Here is a 16,307-nt window from a genome sequence, read left to right on the forward strand (position 1 = left end):
GGGTGTTGTCGCGATCAGGTCAACACGCTTCAATACGCCGTGACATTGCAGTGTGAACGGTGGGGCTGCGGTGTGAACGGTTGCTGTCGTTCCACCTGGTCCCCCCGCCGCACGGCCCGGCCCCCCACCCCGGCGCATGTGAACGTTCACAGAGGAGTCGCCATGCGGCCGACCGGCGACGCATCGGGCCCGGCGGACACGGCCGACCTCGGACAACTGCTGCGCGGCGGCCCCTTCCACCTCGCGCTGCGCGCCGCCCTCGCGGCGCGCGGGCTGCCCCTGCACCGGGTGCAGCACCGGCTCGCGGCGCGCGGCATCAAGCTCGGGGTCACCAGCCTCAGCTACTGGCAGCAGGGCGCCCGCCGTCCGCGCCACCGGGAGTCGCTGCGGGCCGTCTCCGCCCTGGAGGAGATCCTGGACCTCCCCCGGGGCTCGCTGCTGCGCCTGCTGGCCGACCCGGGCCCCGCCGGCGGCCCGGCGCGCCCGGCCGCCCGCCCGTACCGGGCGCTGACGAGCGTCGGCGCGGCGGTGGAGCGGCTGCTGGAGGGGATGGAGCTCCCGGCGGACGGCGGTCTGCACACGGTCGGCCACCACGAGCGGGTCCGCATCGGCCCGGACGGGGAGCTGCGCACGCGCGCGTCGCAGCAGATCGTGCGGGCCCACCGCGACGGCGTCGACCGCTACCTCGCGGTCCACCACGGCGATCCGGGCTGCGACGCGGCCCGGGTGGAGGTGACGGCGTACGAGAACTGCCGCACGGGCCGGGTCCGCTGCCACCCGGAGACCGGCGTGGTGGCGGCCGAGCTGCTCTTCGACGCGCGGCTGCGGCGCGGGGACACGTACGTCTTCGGCTACGGCATCGAGGACGGCACGGGGGCCCGCAGCACGGAGTACGTGCGCGGCTTCAGCTACGCGGGCGGCCAGTACATGCTCCAGGTCCGCTTCGACGAGGCGGCCCTGCCGGTCCGCTGCCACCGCTTCGCCCGCACCTCCCCGCGGGCCCCGCGCAGCTCCGTCGCCGACCTCACCCCCAGCGGGCGCCACCGCGCGGTCCACCTGGTGGAGCCGGCGGTCCGTCCGGGCATCCTGGGCATCGCCTGGGACTGGGGGTAGGGGCCCGCCCCGCGGTCGGCCCGGGGTCAGCCCGCGATCAGCCTGCCGTTCTCCGCCTTCACCGGGACGGACGGGAGGGGCTCGGTGGCCGGGCCCTGCAGGACCTTGCCGGTGGTGACGTCGAAGCGGCTGCCGTGGCAGGGGCAGTTGCCCTCACCCTTGTCGATCTTGTCGAGGACGCAGCCGGCGTGCGTGCACTGGGCGCTGAACGCCTTGTACTGACCCTCCGCCGGGCAGCTGACGACGACCTTGCGCTCGCGGAACAGCTTCGCGCCGCCGACCGGGACGTCCGCCGCGGCGCCCAGCTCGACCGGCTCCTTCGGCACGGCGGGGCCGCCCGCGCCGCTGCCGCCCCCGGTGGAGCAGGCGGAGAGCGCCGTACCGGCGCCCACGGCCCCGGCGAGCGCGGCGGCGCCCTTGAGGACGGTACGGCGGGCGGCGGGCTGTGACGCGGACATGTGGTTCTCCTGGCGCGAGGGGGCGGCCCCGGGCGGGGCCCACCCGACCCTACCGGCGCCCGATGGGATACCTTCCCCCGCGTGATCGTCGTCGGCGGAGAAGCCCTGATCGACCTCGTGCCCCTGGCGGAGCCGCCGGGCGCGCTGCTGCCCCGGCCCGGGGGCGGACCGTACAACACCGCCCTGGCGCTGGGGCGGCTCGGGGCGGAGGTGGCCTTCTGCTCCCGGGTGTCGTGCGACGGTTTCGGCGAGGTCCTGCTGGCCGGGCTGCGGGCCGCCGGGGTGGACCTCTCGCTGGTGCGACGCGGGCCCGAGCCGACCACGCTGGCCGTGCCCTCGCTGGCGCCGGACGGCTCGGCCGCGTACGGGTTCTACGTCGAGGGCACCGCCGACCGGCTGTTCTCCCTGCCCCCCGCGCTGCCGCCGCGGGCGCGGGCCCTCGCGCTCGGCACCTGTTCGCTGGCGCTGGAGCCGGGCGCGAGCGCGTACGAGGCCCTGCTGCGGCGGGAGTCGGGGCGCGGGCTGCTGACCCTGCTCGACCCCAACGTCCGCCCGGCTCTGATCGCGGACCCGGCCGGCTACCGGGAGCGGTTCCTGGGCTGGCTGCCGTACGTGTCCGTGCTGAAGCTGTCGGAGGAGGACGCGGACTGGCTGGGCGGCCGGGTCGGGGACTGGCTGGCGGCGGGGCCCTCGGCCGTGGTGCTGACCCGGGGCGCGGCGGGGCTGACGGTGTGGACCGCGGACGGCGCGGAGCACAGCGCGGCGGCCCGTCCGGTGGCCGTCGCGGACACCATCGGCGCGGGCGACACCGTCAACGCGGCGCTGCTGCACCGGCTCGCGGGCCTCGCGGACCCCGGCGCGGCGGACTGGCCCGCGGTCCTCGCCTACGCGGCCCGCGCGGCGGCGCTGACCTGCACCCGGGCGGGCTGCGAGCCGCCGTACGCGGCCGAGCTCGGGCTCAGCCGATAGCGGCCCACAGGGTCCGGGCGAGCGCCGGGGCGAACTCCTCGACCGGCTGGACCACCTCGGCGCCGGAGAAGTGCAGGAAGAAGGCACGCTGGAAGCAGGCGCCGAGCAGCAGCGCGGCGGCGGCGCGGGGGTCGGCGCCGGCCCGCAGCCGCCCGGCGTCGCGCTCCCGGCGCAGCCGTCCTTCGAGGGCGTCGAGCACCACGTGCGGGCCCGCGCCGATCTCGTGGACCCCCTGGCGGTGGCGCGTGAGCAGGGCGGGCTCGGCGAACAGCGAGGCGGCCATCGGCATGGCCTCGGCGTAGAACAGCGAGGCGTGCCGGGCGATGTCGGCCAGCGCCTCCCGCAGGGCGTGCCCGCCGGGGCCCGCGTCGGCGTCGAGGGCGGCCATGAGCGGCCCGGCGTTGGGCGTGCGCTCCATCAGCACCCGTACGAACAGCTCTTCCTTGTTGGCGTAGTGCTTGTAGAGCGCGGCCTCCGAGCAGCCGGCCTCCCGGGCGATGGCCTTGGTGGTGGTGTTGGCGAGGCCGATGGTGCGCATGAGGGTCTCGGCGGCGTCCAGCAGCCGCTCGGAGGCGGGCCGGGTTGACTTCGGGGTGGGCATTCACTCACCCTAGTGGACATGAGGGTGAGTGAATACTCACCCACCATCCTCGACGGGGGTCCACGATGAAGATCACGGTGTTCGGGGCGACGGGCGGGGTGGGCCGCGAGGTGGTCCGGCAGGCCCTCGCGGCGGGCCACGAGGTGACGGCGGTCGTCCGCGACCCCGCCCGGCTGGAGGTGTCGGCCCAGGACCGGCTGCGGGTGGCGGTGGTGGCCGATCTGACGGACGGGTCGGCGCTGCTGCCGGTCCTGGCGGGTCAGGACGCGGTGGTCTCGGCACTGGGCTCCGCGAGCAACAAGCACGCGCGGCTGCACCCGGTCACCGGGCCCGCCCTGCGGTCGGTCGTCGCGGCGATGGAACGGGCGGGGGTCGGACGGCTCACGGCGGTCAGCGCGGCGCCGCTGGGGCCGGAGGCCGAGGGGGACGGGCTGCTCCTGCGGAAGGTGGGCTACCCCCTGCTGCGGTGGGCGCTGCGCGACCTCTACGCCGACCTGGGGGTCATGGAGGCCGTCATCGCGGCGAGCGGGGTGCGGTGGACGGTGGTCCGGCCGCCGCGCCTGCTGAACCGGCCCGGCGCGGGCCGCTACCGGCGCGCCCTCGACGCCAACGTCCCGGGCGGCCGGGTGATCGCCCGCGCGGACGTGGCGACGGCCCTGCTGGACACCCTGTCCGACCCCTCGACGGCGGGCCACGCGCTGGGCGTCGCCGCGTAGGCCCCGACCCTGCGGGGCCGCCGCTGCGCGGGGCGGGGGGAGGCTCCGCGCCGCGGCACCGCCCCGCCCCGCCGGGGGCTACGCCTTGCGCGCGGCCCGGGCCGTCGCCTTCTTCGCCGGAGCGGCCTTCTTCCGCGGGGCCCGCGCCGCCGGCACCGGCGCGGCGTCGGAGATCCGCTCCGCCCCCAGGATGTCCCGCAGGAACTTGCCGGTGTGGCTCGCCCCCACCGACGCGACCTGCTCCGGCGTCCCCTCGGCGACGACGAGACCGCCGCCGTAGCCGCCCTCGGGGCCCATGTCGACGACCCAGTCCGCGGTCTTGATGACGTCCAGGTTGTGCTCGATGACGATCACCGAGTTCCCCTTGTCCACCAGGCCCGACAGCACCTTGATCAGCTTCGAGATGTCCTCGAAGTGCAGACCGGTCGTCGGCTCGTCCAGCACGTACACCGTCCGCCCGGTCGACCGCTTCTGGAGCTCGGACGCCAGCTTGACGCGCTGCGCCTCGCCGCCCGACAGCGTCGGGGCCGACTGCCCGAGGCGGACGTAGCCCAGGCCGACCTCGGTCAGCGTCTTCAGGTGCCGGGCGATCGTCGGGACGGCCTCGAAGAACTCCAGCGCCTCCTCGATCGGCATGTTCAGGACTTCGGCGATGGACTTGCCCTTGTAGTGGACCTCCAGCGTCTCCCGGTTGTACCGGTCGCCGTGGCACACCTCGCACGGGACGTACACGTCCGGCAGGAAGTTCATCTCGATCTTGATCGTGCCGTCGCCGGAGCAGTTCTCGCACCGGCCGCCCTTGACGTTGAAGGAGAAGCGCCCCGGCAGGTAGCCGCGCACCTTCGCCTCCATCGTCTCCGCGAAGAGCTTGCGCACGTGGTCGAAGACGCCCGTGTACGTGGCCGGGTTGGACCGCGGCGTCCGGCCGATCGGCGACTGGTCGACGTGGACCACCTTGTCGACGAGGTCGTCGCCGTCCACCCGGGTGTGCCGCCCGGGCACGGACCGCGCGCCGTTCAGCTCGCGCGCCAGGTGCGTGTACAGGATGTCGTTGACCAGCGTGGACTTGCCGGAGCCCGACACGCCCGTGACCGCCGTGAGGACGCCCAGCGGGAAGGACACGTCGATGTCCCGCAGGTTGTTCTCCTTGGCACCGTGGACGGTGAGCCGGCGCTCCGCGTCCACGGGCCGGCGCACGTCCGGCACGGGGATGGACCTCTTGCCGGACAGGTACTGGCCCGTCATCGACTCGCCGTTCTTCAGCAGCTCCTTCAGCGAGCCGCTGTGCACCACCTTGCCGCCGTGCTCGCCGGCGCCCGGGCCGATGTCCACGACCCAGTCGGCCACCTTGATGGTGTCCTCGTCGTGCTCGACGACGATCAGGGTGTTGCCCATGTCCCGCAGCCGCACCAGCGTCTCGATCAGCCGGTGGTTGTCGCGCTGGTGCAGGCCGATGGACGGCTCGTCCAGCACGTACAGCACGCCGACCAGGCCGGAGCCGATCTGCGTCGCCAGGCGGATGCGCTGGGCCTCGCCGCCCGACAGGGTGCCGGCGGCGCGGTTGAGGGAGAGGTAGTCCAGGCCCACGTCCACCAGGAAGCGCAGCCGCTCGTTGACCTCCTTGAGGACCCGCTCGGCGATCTTCTTGTCGCGGGCGTCGAGCTTCAGCCGCCCCAGGAAGTCGGCGCACTCGCTGATCGACATCGCGGCGACCTCGGCGATGGACCGCTCCATCACCGTCACCGCGAGCACGATCGGCTTGAGCCGGGTGCCCTCGCAGGTCGGGCAGGGCACCTCGCGCATGTAGCCCTCGAAGCGCTCGCGGCTCGCGTCGCTCTCGGACTCGGCGTGCCGGCGCTTGACGAACGGCACGGCGCCCTCGAAGGCCGTGGTGTACGCGCGCTCGCGCCCGTACCGGTTGCGGTAGCGGACCTCGATCTGGGTCTTGTGCCCGTACAGCAGGGCCTTCCTGGCCCGCTGCGGCAGCCCGGCCCACGGGATGTCGGTCCGGAAGCCCAGCTCCCCGGCGAGCGCGCCGACCAGCCGCTGGAAGTAGTCCTTGGTGTGGCCGAGCGACCAGGGCGAGACCGCGCCCTCGTCCAGCGACTTGTCCTCGTCCGGGACGATCAGCTCCGGGTCCACCTCCATGCGCGTACCGATGCCGGTGCATTCGGGGCAGGCGCCGAAGGGCGAGTTGAAGGAGAAGGAGCGCGGCTCCAGCTCCTCGAAGGACAGGTCGTCGTAAGGGCAGTAGAGGTGCTCGGAGTACATCCGCTCACGCTCGGGGTCGCCCTCGTCGAGGTCGACGAAGTCCAGGATCACCATGCCGCCGGAGAGGCCGAGGGCGGTCTCGACGGAGTCGGTGAGCCGGCGCTTGGCGCTGTCCTTGACGGTGAGGCGGTCGACGACCACCTCGATGGTGTGCTTCTCCTGCTTCTTCAGCGTCGGCGGCTCGGAGAGCTGGACGGTCTGGCCGTCCACCCGGGCCCGGCTGTAGCCCTTGGTCTGGAGGTCGGCGAAGAGGTCGACGAACTCGCCCTTGCGCTCGCGCACCAGCGGCGACAGCACCTGGAAGCGGCTGCCCTCGGGCAGGGCCAGGACCTTGTCGACGATCGCCTGCGGCGACTGCCGGGAGATCGGGCGGCGGCACTCGGGGCAGTGCGGCTTGCCGATGCGGGCGAAGAGCAGGCGGAGGTAGTCGTAGACCTCGGTGATCGTGCCGACGGTGGAGCGGGGGTTGCGCGAGGTCGACTTCTGGTCGATCGAGACGGCCGGGGAGAGGCCCTCGATGAAGTCGACGTCGGGCTTGTCCATCTGCCCCAGGAACTGGCGGGCGTACGACGAGAGCGACTCGACGTAGCGGCGCTGGCCCTCGGCGAAGATCGTGTCGAAGGCCAGGGAGGACTTGCCCGAGCCGGAGAGTCCGGTGAAGACGATGAGGGAATCGCGGGGCAGGTCGAGCGAGACGTTCTTCAGGTTGTGCTCGCGAGCGCCACGAACGATGAGACGGTCGGTCACGCCGGTCCGCACCTTTCTTGAGAGAGCGGGGGCACGGGCCCCCGGCTTGTCCAGGGTATGGGGGGCGCCTCTGCGATGGACTGTGTCTGGACTATCGAGCGTATAGCACGCACATTCGATTTACGGCACGCGCAAGAGCGCTTCACCCGATCGTGTGGCGGAAGCCTCCGGGCCACTACGCTCGGACCCATGACTGATCATGTGCACGACCTGGCCTCTGTACGTGAAGCCACGGACCGGCTGCTGAACGCGGTCGCGAAACTGGACAACGCCTCCCTCTCCGAGGAGTCACACCTCCCGGGATGGACCCGCGGCCACATCCTGGCCCACCTGGCGCGCAACGCCGACGCCCTCGTCAACGTCCTCGAGGGCCGCCCCATGTACGAGAGCGCCGCCGCCCGCGACGCGGACATCGAGCGCGACTCCGGCCGGCCCCTGGAAGAACACCTGGCGGACCTCCGTGATTCCGGGGCCCGCTTCCTCGCCACCACCGGGCCCGACCAGGACTGGCAGCGCACCGTCGAGCTGCGGGGCGGCGTCACCGACCTGGCGGCGAACGTGCCCTTCCGCCGGCTCGTCGAGGTGGAGCTCCACCACGTCGACCTGAACGTCGGCTACGAGCTCTCCGACCTCCCGGACGAGTTCGCCGACCGGGAGATCGCCTTCCTCGCCGACCGCTGGTCCGGCCGCCCCGACGTCCCCCCGGTCACCCTCCAGTACTCGGACGGCGGGTTCGTCGCGCACACGGGCGGCACCGAGGGCACCCCGGTGGTCCTCAGCGGCGCGCGGGACGACCTGCTCGGCTGGCTGGCCGGCCGCGGCCCCAAGGGCGCCCACCTCGCCGTCGAGGCCGGCGACGCCGTACCCGAACTCCCCGCGCTCTAGGATTCCGACATGACGTACAGCGGAGCGGTGAAGGTCGGCGGTCCCGCCGACGTGCACGAACTCGCGGACCTGATGATCTCCAAGGTCGCCGTGGGTTCCATGAACAACAACGCGTACCTGCTGCGCTGCCGGGCCACCGGCGAGCAGCTCCTGATCGACGCGGCGGCCGAGCCGGACACGCTGCTGAACCTGATCGGGGACGACGGCATCGCGTCCGTCGTCACCACCCACCAGCACGGCGACCACTGGGGCGCGCTCCGGGAGGTCGTCGACGCCACCGGGGCGCGGACCTACGCGGGCGCCTTCGACGCCGAGGGCATCCCGGTCCCCACGGACGTCCCGGTGCAGGACGGGGACGTGATCACGGTCGGACGGGTCTCCCTGACCGCCCGCCACCTGGTCGGCCACACCCCCGGCTCCATCGCCCTCGTCTACGACGACCCGCACGGGCACCCGCACGTGTTCACCGGCGACTGCCTCTTCCCCGGCGGCGTGGGCAACACCTGGGGCGACGCGAAGAACTTCGCCAGCCTCATCGACGACGTCGAGACCAAGCTCTTCGGGCAGCTGCCGGACGAGACCTGGGTCTACCCGGGCCACGGGAACGACACCATGCTCGGCACCGAGCGCCCCCACCTCGCGGAATGGCGCGAGCGCGGCTGGTGACCCGCGTGCGCATGTGCCGCCGTCAACACCGTGCGGCCATGCGCTCCTTCCGGTCGACCTCGACCGAACGCATGTCCCGAGGGGGCGGGCTGGGGTAGTTGCTGCACCATGCGACACCACCCCTCCCCGTCCCCCGTCCCCTCCCCGCGCGTGCGCCCGCCCGGCGCCGCCGCGTCCCCCTCGATGCTGCGGCTCGCCCTGGCCTCCCTGATCGGGACCGCCATCGAGTTCTACGACTTCTTCGTCTACGGCACGGCCGCCGCCCTGGTGCTCGGCCCGCTCTTCTTCCCCTCGTTCTCCCCGCTCGCCGGAACCCTCGCCGCCTTCGGCACGTTCGGCATCGGCTTCCTCGCCCGGCCGCTGGGCTCGGTGCTCTTCGGGCACATCGGCGACCGCTACGGGCGCCGCCCCGTGCTGCTCGCCTCCCTGCTGCTGACGGGGCTGGCCACGGTGGCGGTGGGGTGCGTGCCCTCGTACGCCTCCATCGGCATCGCCGCGCCCGTCCTGCTGCTCCTGCTCCGCTTCCTCCAGGGGCTCGGGCTCGGCGGGGAGTGGGGCGGGGCGGTGCTGCTGACCGCCGAGCACGCCCCGGAAGGGCGGCGCGGGCTGTGGTCGAGCTTCCCGCAGATGGGCCCGTCCGCCGGGTTCCTGCTGGCCAACGGGCTGACGCTGGCGCTGTCCGGCGCGCTGAGCGACGAACGGTTCACCGCCTGGGGCTGGCGGGTGCCGTTCTGGTGCGCGGGGCTCCTGGCGCTGGCCGGGCTGTGGCTGCGGCGGTCGGTGGAGGAGACCCCCGAGTTCCGCGCGCTCACCGAGACCGGCCGGCGGGCCGAGTCCCCGCTGCCGGAGGTCGTACGGCGCCACTGGCGGCTGCTCCTGCTCACCGGCGGGGCGATGTCGGTCGGGTACGCCGTCTTCTACGCGGTCACCACCTGGGCCCTGGCCTACACCACCGGGCGGCTGGGCATGGACCGCACCCTGATGCTGGCCGTGGTGATGGCCGCCGTCCTGCTGATGGGGCTGGTCACGGCCCCGCTGGCGGCGCTCGGCGACCGCTGGGGGCGGCGGCCGCTGTGCCTGGCCGGCAGCGCGGCCTGCGCGGTGTGGATGTTCCCCTTCGTGGCCCTGCTGAGCAGCGGGGACCCGCTGCTGGTGACGGTGGCCTGCGCCGGCGGGCTGCTGGCGATGGTCCTGATGTACGCGGTGGCGGGCGCGTACCTGCCCGAGCTGTACGCCCCGCGGATCCGCTGCACCGGCGCGGCAGTCGGCTACAACCTCGGCGGGGTCGTGGGCGGCGCCCTCACCCCGGTCGTGGCGACGGCCCTGGCGGCCGGCTCGGGCCCGCCGTGGGGTGCGGCGGTGTACCTGACGGCGGTCGCCCTGCTCAGCCTCGCCTGCTTCGCCCTGCTCCCGGAAACCCGGCCGGCCCCCGACCCGGCCGGCGGCGGAACCGGAACCGGGGACGGGACCGGGACGGGCGCGGAAACGGGTGCGGGGGCGGCCGAAGCGGCCGCCCCCGCGTAGCCCGGCCCCGCGGGGCCCGGCCGGATCAGGCGTCGACGCGCTGCGCCTCCTCGGCGGCGGCCCCGGCCGCCGCCTGCTTCTTCGAGGCGATCAGGCTGGTGACCGTGGTGATCACCAGGACGCCGCAGATGACGCCCAGGGAGAGCGGGATGGAGATCTGCGGGACGTGCACCCCGGACTCGTGCAGGGCGTGCAGCACCAGCTTGACGCCGATGAAGCCCAGGATCACCGACAGGCCGTAGCTGAGGTGGACCAGCTTCTTGAGCAGGCCGCCGATCAGGAAGTACAGCTGGCGCAGACCCATGAGGGCGAAGGCGTTGGCGGTGAAGACGATGTACGGGTCCTGGGTGAGGCCGAAGATCGCGGGGATCGAGTCCAGGGCGAAGAGGACGTCGGTGGTGCCGATGGCGAGCATGACGACCATCAGCGGGGTCAGGACGCGCTTGCCGTTGGCGCGGATGAAGAGCTTGGTGCCGTGGTAGCGGTCGGCGACGCCGAACTTCTTCTCGATCGACTTGAGGAGGCGGTTCTCCTCGAACTCCTCTTCCTCCTCGTCCTTGCGGGCCTCCTGGATCAGCTTCCAGGCGGTGTAGATCAGGAAGGCGCCGAAGAGGTAGAAGACCCACGAGAAGCTGGTGATGATCGCGGCGCCGGCGGCGATGAAGACCGCGCGCAGGACCAGGGCGATCAGTACGCCGATCAGCAGGACGCGCTGCTGGAGGTGGGAGGGCACCGAGAACTTCGCCATGATCAGGACGAAGACGAAGAGGTTGTCCACGCTGAGGGACTTCTCGGTGATGAAGCCGGCGAAGAACTCCTGCGAGGCCTGGCCGTTGCCGGTGAACAGCAGGCCGAGGCCGAAGAGGGCGGCGAGGACGATCCAGACGACCGTCCAGGTCCCCGCTTCCTTGAGGGAAACGTCATGGGGTTTGCGGCCGATCAGGAAGTCGGCGCCGATGAGGATGCCCAGACCGACGATGGTCAGCACCCAGAGGGTCAAAGAAACGTCCACGGTGTTCACGCCTCCGGCGGATGGCTCAGCACATGGTCAGCGTCATCGCTGCCGGAGGTCTCTTCCACCCGGTCGGCTCGCGGGGCCGTGGGCCGGCGCCCCGGGACCGGTGACAGTCCGTACTGACGGGAACGCCGCGCAGGAAATAGCAGGAATACTCCCCTCCGCAGGTCCCAGGGTACCCGCGGAGGGGGTCAAAGGTAAAGGGATCCCCAAAGAGGGGTCACCCGATGGTCATCGGCCGGTCATGGGCGGCCCCCTGCGACGGCCTAGGGGCGGGCGCCCCCGCGGGCGCGGGCGACGCGTTCCAGCACCTGATCGAGGACGCCGCTGCCCTGCGGGGGCAGGTCCGGCTCGAAGGTCCAGGCGTGCTGGACCCAGGGGTCCGCGAGGTGGTGGTCCGGGACGGGCGACAGCCGCATCAGCGAGCGCCACAGCGGGTCCAGCAGCGGCCCGTACGCGGAGGCCTCGTCACGGTCGGCGACCATCAGCAGGTGCACGCCGACCGCCGGCCCCTCGTCGGCCAGGTAGCGCAGCCGGGTGACGGCGCGGTCGTCGAAGCCGTGCGGGAAGTCGTGCACGATGAGCAGCTGCTCGGCGGTGTCCAGGTCCGGGGGCAGGTCCTCGGGCGCGCCGGCGCGCAGCGCCATCTGCACGAGGTCCACCCGCCGGGTCAGCCGCGCGAGGGTCTCGGCGACCCCGGCGGCACCCGCGGCGGGCGGCGCGGCCAGCACCCCGGCGCGCACCAGCGGGGCCAGCGCGGCGGAGCCAGCCCCGGCCGCGTCGATCACGTGGACGGAGAACCGGTCGGCCGGGTGGACGGCGAGCAGCCGGGCGGCGTGGGCGACGGCCATGTCCAGGGCGGCGCGGCGGAGGCGGTCGGTGTCCATGGCCATGGCGGCCTCGGAGCCGGTGCGGCCGTTGTCGATCCACAGGCCGCGCTCCAGCGGGAGCCGCATCAGCAGGGGGATGCGCAGCTCCGGGCCCTCGGGCAGGCCGAGGTTGCCCAGGCGCAGGGCGAGGGGGCCTTCCGCGGGGGTGTCCCGGCCGTGCCAGACGGGGTTGTCCCAGCGGGCGTAGGCGGCCGGCAGCGCGGGTTCGACCACCTCGGACTCGGCGGTCAGCTGGGCCAGGTCGCGGTCGAGGACGGCGCGGGCGCGGGCGACCAGTTCGTCGCGGCGGGCCCGGGCGCTCTCGCGGGCGTCGTCCGAGCCCGTGAGGCGGCGGCTCGGGTCGGACAGGGCCTCGTCCAGCTCGCGGTCGAGCCGGGTGTCGGCGAAGTCGACGGCGCCGCGGTAGGCGGCGACGGTGCGGGCCAGGTCCTCGAACATGCCCCAGACCTGGTTGTAGAGCCGCTCGTCCATGGACCAGCCGGCGGCGTCCCCGGCGACGGGGGCGGGGGGCCCTTCCGGGTCGGCGGGGTCGGCGGCGGGTGCCGGGCGGGGCGCCGGCTCGGGCGGCTCGGCGGTGGTGCGGCGGCGGCGCGGGTGGGCGTAGTCGACGGCGGGCCGGGACCCGTCGGGGTCGGCCGGGGCCGGGGCCGGCGCGGGGCCGGGCGGGCCGGCGTGGGGGACCGCGGGGGCGGGGATCGGGTCCGGCGGCGCGGGGGCGGCCGCGGGCGGCTGCGGGGCGAGGTGGCGGGTGGCGTCCGGGCCCTGGGCGTGCGACGGGAGGGAGGCGGGCGGGCGGGCGGCGTCGCCGGTGCGGCGGGCCGCGCGCAGGGCCTCTTCGGTCAGGGCGGCGGCTTCGGGCGCGGCCAGTCCCCCGTCGGCGAGGAGGGCCGCGAGTCCGTCGGCGTACCCCTGGCCGACGGCCCGTACCTTCCAGGCGCCCTGGCGGCGGTAGAGCTCCAGGGCGATCAGGGCCGTCTCGGCGTCGAGGTCGGTGGGGGCGAAGGCCGCGAACTCGGCCCCGCCCTGTGCGGCGATCGCCAGGTGCGGTGCGGGCACGGCGCCGAAGCGCGGGGGACCGCCGGGCGGGAGGACGAGGAGCACGCCGATGCGGTGGACCCCGGCGTCGACGGCGTCGAGGTCGACGGCCAGGGTGTGCCGGTCGGCCGGCTCCTCGGAGACCCGGACCCCGGGGAAGCCGGGGGCGCCCGGGTGCGCCAGGGCTCCGGGGCCGGTGAGCCGGCCCCGCTCGTCCGCCAGCGAGGCCAGTGCGAGCACGGCGGTGCCCGCCGAGACCCTGACCTCCACCCGGCTGTGGGACACGGGGTGGTTCTGCCCCCGGACCAGTTCGGCCGTCATCGTGCAGCCCCTCCCCCGTGCCTTCTTCTCTTGTTTCCCGGTGTTCCGGTGTCCGTGTGCCGGTGTTACAGGTGCGGCAGGATCGCCGGCATGAGGTCCTGGAAGGTCCGGCCGTTGGCCGGGTTGCCGAGGGCCGTCATCTGCCAGCCGCCGCCGACCCGGGACACCTTCGCCATGATCTGGGCGGTGTACTGGCCGCCGCCGTCGAGGGTGTAGCGGGCCAGTTCCTGGCCGTTGGTCTCGTCGACGATGCGGCAGAACGCGTTCTGCACTTCCTGAAAGGTCTGGCCGGTGAACGAGTTCACCGTGAAGACGATCGTGTCGATGTGCACCGGCACGCGCTGGAGGTCGACGAGGATGGCCTCGTCGTCCCCGCCCTGTCCGACGCCGCCGACGAGGTTGTCGCCGGTGTGCCGGACCGAGCCGTCGTCGCTCTGCAGGTGCCGGAAGAACACCACGTCCACGGGCTGCTTGTCGGCGAACAGCACCGCCGAGGCGTCCAGGTCGATCTCGCGGGTGCGCGAGCCGAACAGCCCCCGGCGCTTGGCCGCCTGCCAGCCGAGGCCCATCCGGACCGCGGTCAGCGTGCCTCCGCCCTGCTTCTCCAGACTGATGGCCTGACCCTTGGTCATGTTGACCGTCACGCGCGTCCCCTCTCCATAGCCACCCCCAGGCAGCGTGTACCTGCGGCTGTTGCCACACCCTACTGACCGGCCACGGGTCAGGCGAGGCCCGCTTCCCGCATCTGCCGGAGCTCCTTCTTGAGCTCGCCCACCTCGTCCCGGATGCGGGCTGCGACCTCGAACTGGAGCTCGGCGGCCGCTCCCCTCATCCGCTCGGTCATCTGCTCGATGAGGGCGGCCAGTTCGGCGGCGGGGCGGTCCGTGAGCACCTCGGCGCCCTTGGCGCCCTTGGCCCCCTTGCCGGCCTTGGCCGGGGCGGCCGCGCCGAGCGCCGGGACCGGGGCCTTCGCGCCCTTGCCGTCCTTGGTCTGCCGGTAGCCGGTGCCGAGCAGCTGCTCGGTGTCGAGCTCCTCGCGGGCGATGGTGGCGACGATGTCGTTGATCTTCTTGCGGAGCGGCTGCGGGTCGATCCCGTTGGCCGTGTTGTACGCGATCTGCTTCTCGCGGCGCCGGTTGGTCTCCTCGATGGCCTTCTCCATCGCGGGGGTGATCTTGTCCGCGTACATGTGGACCTGGCCGGAGACGTTGCGCGCGGCGCGGCCGATGGTCTGGATGAGGGACGTCCCGGAGCGCAGGAAGCCCTCCTTGTCGGCGTCGAGGATCGCCACCAGCGAGACCTCGGGCAGGTCGAGGCCCTCGCGCAGGAGGTTGATGCCGACCAGGACGTCGTACTCGCCGGAGCGCAGCTCGCGCAGCAGCTCGATGCGGCGCAGGGTGTCGACGTCGCTGTGCAGGTAGCGGACCTGGATGCCGAGCTCCAGGAAGTAGTCGGTGAGGTCCTCGGCCATCTTCTTGGTGAGGGTGGTGACCAGGACGCGCTCGTCCTTCTCCACCCGCCGGCGGATCTCGTGCACCAGGTCGTCGATCTGGCCCTCGGTGGGCTTGACGACGACCTCGGGGTCGACGAGGCCGGTGGGGCGGATGATCTGCTCGACGAAGCCGTCGGCGCGCGAGAGCTCGTAGGTGCCGGGAGTGGCCGACAGGTAGACGGTCTGGCCGATGCGCTCCTGGAACTCCTCCCACTTCAGGGGCCGGTTGTCCAGCGCGGACGGCAGCCGGAAGCCGTGGTCGACCAGGGTCCGCTTGCGCGAGGCGTCGCCCTCGTACATCGCGCCGATCTGCGGCACGGTGACGTGCGACTCGTCGATGACGAGGAGGAAGTCCTCGGGGAAGTAGTCGATGAGCGTGTTGGGCGCGGAGCCGCGCTCGCGGTCGTCCATGTGCAGCGAGTAGTTCTCGATGCCGGAGCAGGAGCCGATCTGGCGCATCATCTCCAGGTCGTAGGTGGTGCGCATGCGCAGGCGCTGGGCCTCCAGCATCTTGCCCTGCTTCTCCAGCTCGGCGAGGCGCTCGGCCAGCTCCGCCTCGATGCCGGTGATCGCCTTCTCCATGCGCTCGGGGCCGGCGACGTAGTGGCTGGCGGGGAAGACGTACAGCTCGCGGTCCTCGCTGATGACCTCGCCGGTCAGCGGGTGCAGGGTGGAGAGCGCCTCGATCTCGTCGCCGAACATCTCGATGCGGACGGCCAGTTCCTCGTAGACCGGGAAGATCTCGATGGTGTCGCCGCGCACCCGGAAGGTCCCCCGGGTGAAGGCCACGTCGTTGCGGGTGTACTGGATGTCGACGAAGCGGCGCAGCAGCCGGTCCCGGTCGATCTCCTCGCCGACCTTGAGCGGGACCATCCGGTCCACGTACTCCTGCGGGGTGCCGAGGCCGTAGATGCAGGACACGGAGGCGACGACGATCACGTCGCGCCGGGTGAGCAGCGAGTTGGTCGCGGAGTGGCGCAGCCGCTCCACCTCCTCGTTGATCGAGGAGTCCTTCTCGATGTAGGTGTCCGACTGCGGAACGTAGGCCTCGGGCTGGTAGTAGTCGTAGTACGACACGAAGTACTCGACGGCGTTGTTCGGCAGGAGCTCGCGGAACTCGTTCGCCAGCTGGGCGGCGAGGGTCTTGTTCGGCGCCATCACCAGGGTCGGGCGCTGGAGCTTCTCGATCATCCAGGCGGTGGTCGCCGACTTGCCGGTGCCGGTCGCACCCAGCAGGACGACGTCCTTCTCACCCGCGCGGATGCGCTTCTCCAGCTCGGCGATGGCCGCCGGCTGGTCGCCGCTGGGCTGGTAGGGGCTGACGACCTCGAAAGGCGCCACCGTTCGTTCGATCTTCGATACGGGCCGCATGACTCCACCGTACGGCCCCCCACTGACACTCGGGCGCCCGCACGACGCCCCGCGCCCCTCCGGGGAGCCCCCCCCGGGAGCCGGCGGGCCCGTCGGACGGAGCGGCCTCCTCCTTTCTGGTCCGTTTGTCGTAGTTCGGTGGCGTCCGTGTGATCTTCGAGCCCATGATCGCGGTGAACGCTCCGCCGTGAAGTGCACAGCCACAACATCTGCCGCTCCGCATCCGTCTGACG

The 16,307-nt window shown here is 73.0% G+C and carries 13 protein-coding genes; 6 read left to right on the forward strand and 7 right to left on the reverse strand.

Annotated elements, in window-relative coordinates; translation table 11 throughout:
• The first annotated feature begins 162 nt into the window (after nt 1–162).
• The gene (locus AB0469_RS12430) at nt 163–1,113 is read left to right on the forward strand and encodes a hypothetical protein (RefSeq protein ID WP_366451279.1); all 951 of its coding nucleotides are present in this window, start codon (nt 163–165) and stop codon (nt 1,111–1,113) included.
• 26 nt (nt 1,114–1,139) lie between these two features.
• Here AB0469_RS12430 and AB0469_RS12435 read toward each other — a convergent pair whose 3' ends face one another.
• On the reverse strand, nt 1,140–1,571 hold the full coding sequence (locus AB0469_RS12435; RefSeq protein WP_366451280.1) for a Rieske (2Fe-2S) protein: 432 nt from the start codon (nt 1,569–1,571) through the stop codon (nt 1,140–1,142).
• Between the two features lie 81 nt (nt 1,572–1,652).
• On the opposite strand from AB0469_RS12435, the gene AB0469_RS12440 reads away from it, so the two are divergent.
• Complete coding sequence (locus AB0469_RS12440; protein ID WP_366451281.1) at nt 1,653–2,540, forward strand: carbohydrate kinase; 888 nt, start codon at nt 1,653–1,655, stop codon at nt 2,538–2,540.
• On the opposite strand, the gene AB0469_RS12445 is transcribed toward AB0469_RS12440, so the two are convergent.
• Complete coding sequence (locus tag AB0469_RS12445) at nt 2,530–3,141, reverse strand: helix-turn-helix domain-containing protein (RefSeq protein WP_366451282.1); 612 nt, start codon at nt 3,139–3,141, stop codon at nt 2,530–2,532. The genes AB0469_RS12440 and AB0469_RS12445 overlap by 11 nt on opposite strands.
• Before the next feature lie 65 nt (nt 3,142–3,206).
• Here AB0469_RS12445 and AB0469_RS12450 point away from each other — a divergent pair, with 65 nt between their 5' ends.
• Nucleotides 3,207–3,857 carry an SDR family oxidoreductase gene (locus AB0469_RS12450; protein ID WP_366451283.1) on the forward strand — a complete coding sequence of 217 codons (651 nt, stop codon included), beginning with the start codon at nt 3,207–3,209 and terminating at the stop codon, nt 3,855–3,857.
• Nucleotides 3,858–3,935: 78 nt separating this feature from the next.
• Here AB0469_RS12450 and uvrA read toward each other — a convergent pair whose 3' ends face one another.
• A complete protein-coding gene (gene uvrA / locus AB0469_RS12455) occupies nt 3,936–6,875 on the reverse strand; it encodes an excinuclease ABC subunit UvrA (protein ID WP_366451284.1) in 2,940 nt (979 codons plus the stop codon).
• A gap of 189 nt (nt 6,876–7,064) precedes the next feature.
• Here uvrA and AB0469_RS12460 point away from each other — a divergent pair, with 189 nt between their 5' ends.
• From AB0469_RS12460 to AB0469_RS12470, 3 genes are all read left to right on the forward strand, one after another.
• Complete coding sequence (locus tag AB0469_RS12460; RefSeq protein WP_366451285.1) at nt 7,065–7,760, forward strand: maleylpyruvate isomerase family mycothiol-dependent enzyme; 696 nt, start codon at nt 7,065–7,067, stop codon at nt 7,758–7,760.
• A gap of 9 nt (nt 7,761–7,769) precedes the next feature.
• Complete coding sequence (locus AB0469_RS12465; RefSeq protein ID WP_366451286.1) at nt 7,770–8,426, forward strand: MBL fold metallo-hydrolase; 657 nt, start codon at nt 7,770–7,772, stop codon at nt 8,424–8,426.
• A gap of 183 nt (nt 8,427–8,609) precedes the next feature.
• Entirely contained in the window at nt 8,610–9,950 is a 1,341-nt protein-coding gene (locus tag AB0469_RS12470; protein WP_366451423.1) for an MFS transporter, read from the forward strand.
• Nucleotides 9,951–9,975: 25 nt separating this feature from the next.
• Here the strand turns inward: AB0469_RS12470 and AB0469_RS12475 are convergent, their stop codons facing one another.
• From AB0469_RS12475 to uvrB, 4 genes are all read right to left on the reverse strand, one after another.
• Nucleotides 9,976–10,962 (reverse strand): TerC family protein, encoded by a 987-nt coding sequence (locus AB0469_RS12475; RefSeq protein ID WP_366451287.1) that lies wholly within the window; start codon nt 10,960–10,962, stop codon nt 9,976–9,978.
• 269 nt (nt 10,963–11,231) lie between these two features.
• Nucleotides 11,232–13,211: a TerD family protein gene (locus AB0469_RS12480; RefSeq protein ID WP_366451288.1), complete on the reverse strand. Its 1,980-nt coding sequence runs from the start codon at nt 13,209–13,211 to the stop codon at nt 11,232–11,234.
• Between the two features lie 65 nt (nt 13,212–13,276).
• Nucleotides 13,277–13,855: a TerD family protein gene (locus tag AB0469_RS12485; RefSeq protein WP_366451289.1), complete on the reverse strand. Its 579-nt coding sequence runs from the start codon at nt 13,853–13,855 to the stop codon at nt 13,277–13,279.
• A gap of 77 nt (nt 13,856–13,932) precedes the next feature.
• Complete coding sequence (gene uvrB / locus AB0469_RS12490) at nt 13,933–16,074, reverse strand: excinuclease ABC subunit UvrB (protein WP_366451290.1); 2,142 nt, start codon at nt 16,072–16,074, stop codon at nt 13,933–13,935.
• Nucleotides 16,075–16,307: the final 233 nt, after the last annotated feature.

Origin of the sequence: Streptomyces sp. NPDC093801 (assembly GCF_040701585.1) — a bacterium.
GTDB lineage: Bacteria > Actinomycetota > Actinomycetes > Streptomycetales > Streptomycetaceae > Streptomyces.

Excerpts from the sequence above, each read along its gene's own strand:
- AB0469_RS12445 (WP_366451282.1), bottom strand. The coding sequence starts at position 3,141 with ATGCCCACCCCGAAGTCAACCCGGCCCGCCTCCGAGCGGCTGCTGGAC.
- AB0469_RS12470 (WP_366451423.1), top strand. The coding sequence starts at position 8,610 with ATGCTGCGGCTCGCCCTGGCCTCCCTGATCGGGACCGCCATCGAGTTC.
- AB0469_RS12435 (WP_366451280.1), bottom strand. The coding sequence starts at position 1,571 with ATGTCCGCGTCACAGCCCGCCGCCCGCCGTACCGTCCTCAAGGGCGCC.
- AB0469_RS12450 (WP_366451283.1), top strand. The coding sequence starts at position 3,207 with ATGAAGATCACGGTGTTCGGGGCGACGGGCGGGGTGGGCCGCGAGGTG.
- AB0469_RS12465 (WP_366451286.1), top strand. The coding sequence starts at position 7,770 with ATGACGTACAGCGGAGCGGTGAAGGTCGGCGGTCCCGCCGACGTGCAC.
- AB0469_RS12460 (WP_366451285.1), top strand. The coding sequence starts at position 7,065 with ATGACTGATCATGTGCACGACCTGGCCTCTGTACGTGAAGCCACGGAC.
- uvrB (WP_366451290.1), bottom strand. The coding sequence starts at position 16,074 with ATGCGGCCCGTATCGAAGATCGAACGAACGGTGGCGCCTTTCGAGGTC.
- AB0469_RS12430 (WP_366451279.1), top strand. The coding sequence starts at position 163 with ATGCGGCCGACCGGCGACGCATCGGGCCCGGCGGACACGGCCGACCTC.
- AB0469_RS12480 (WP_366451288.1), bottom strand. The coding sequence starts at position 13,211 with ATGACGGCCGAACTGGTCCGGGGGCAGAACCACCCCGTGTCCCACAGC.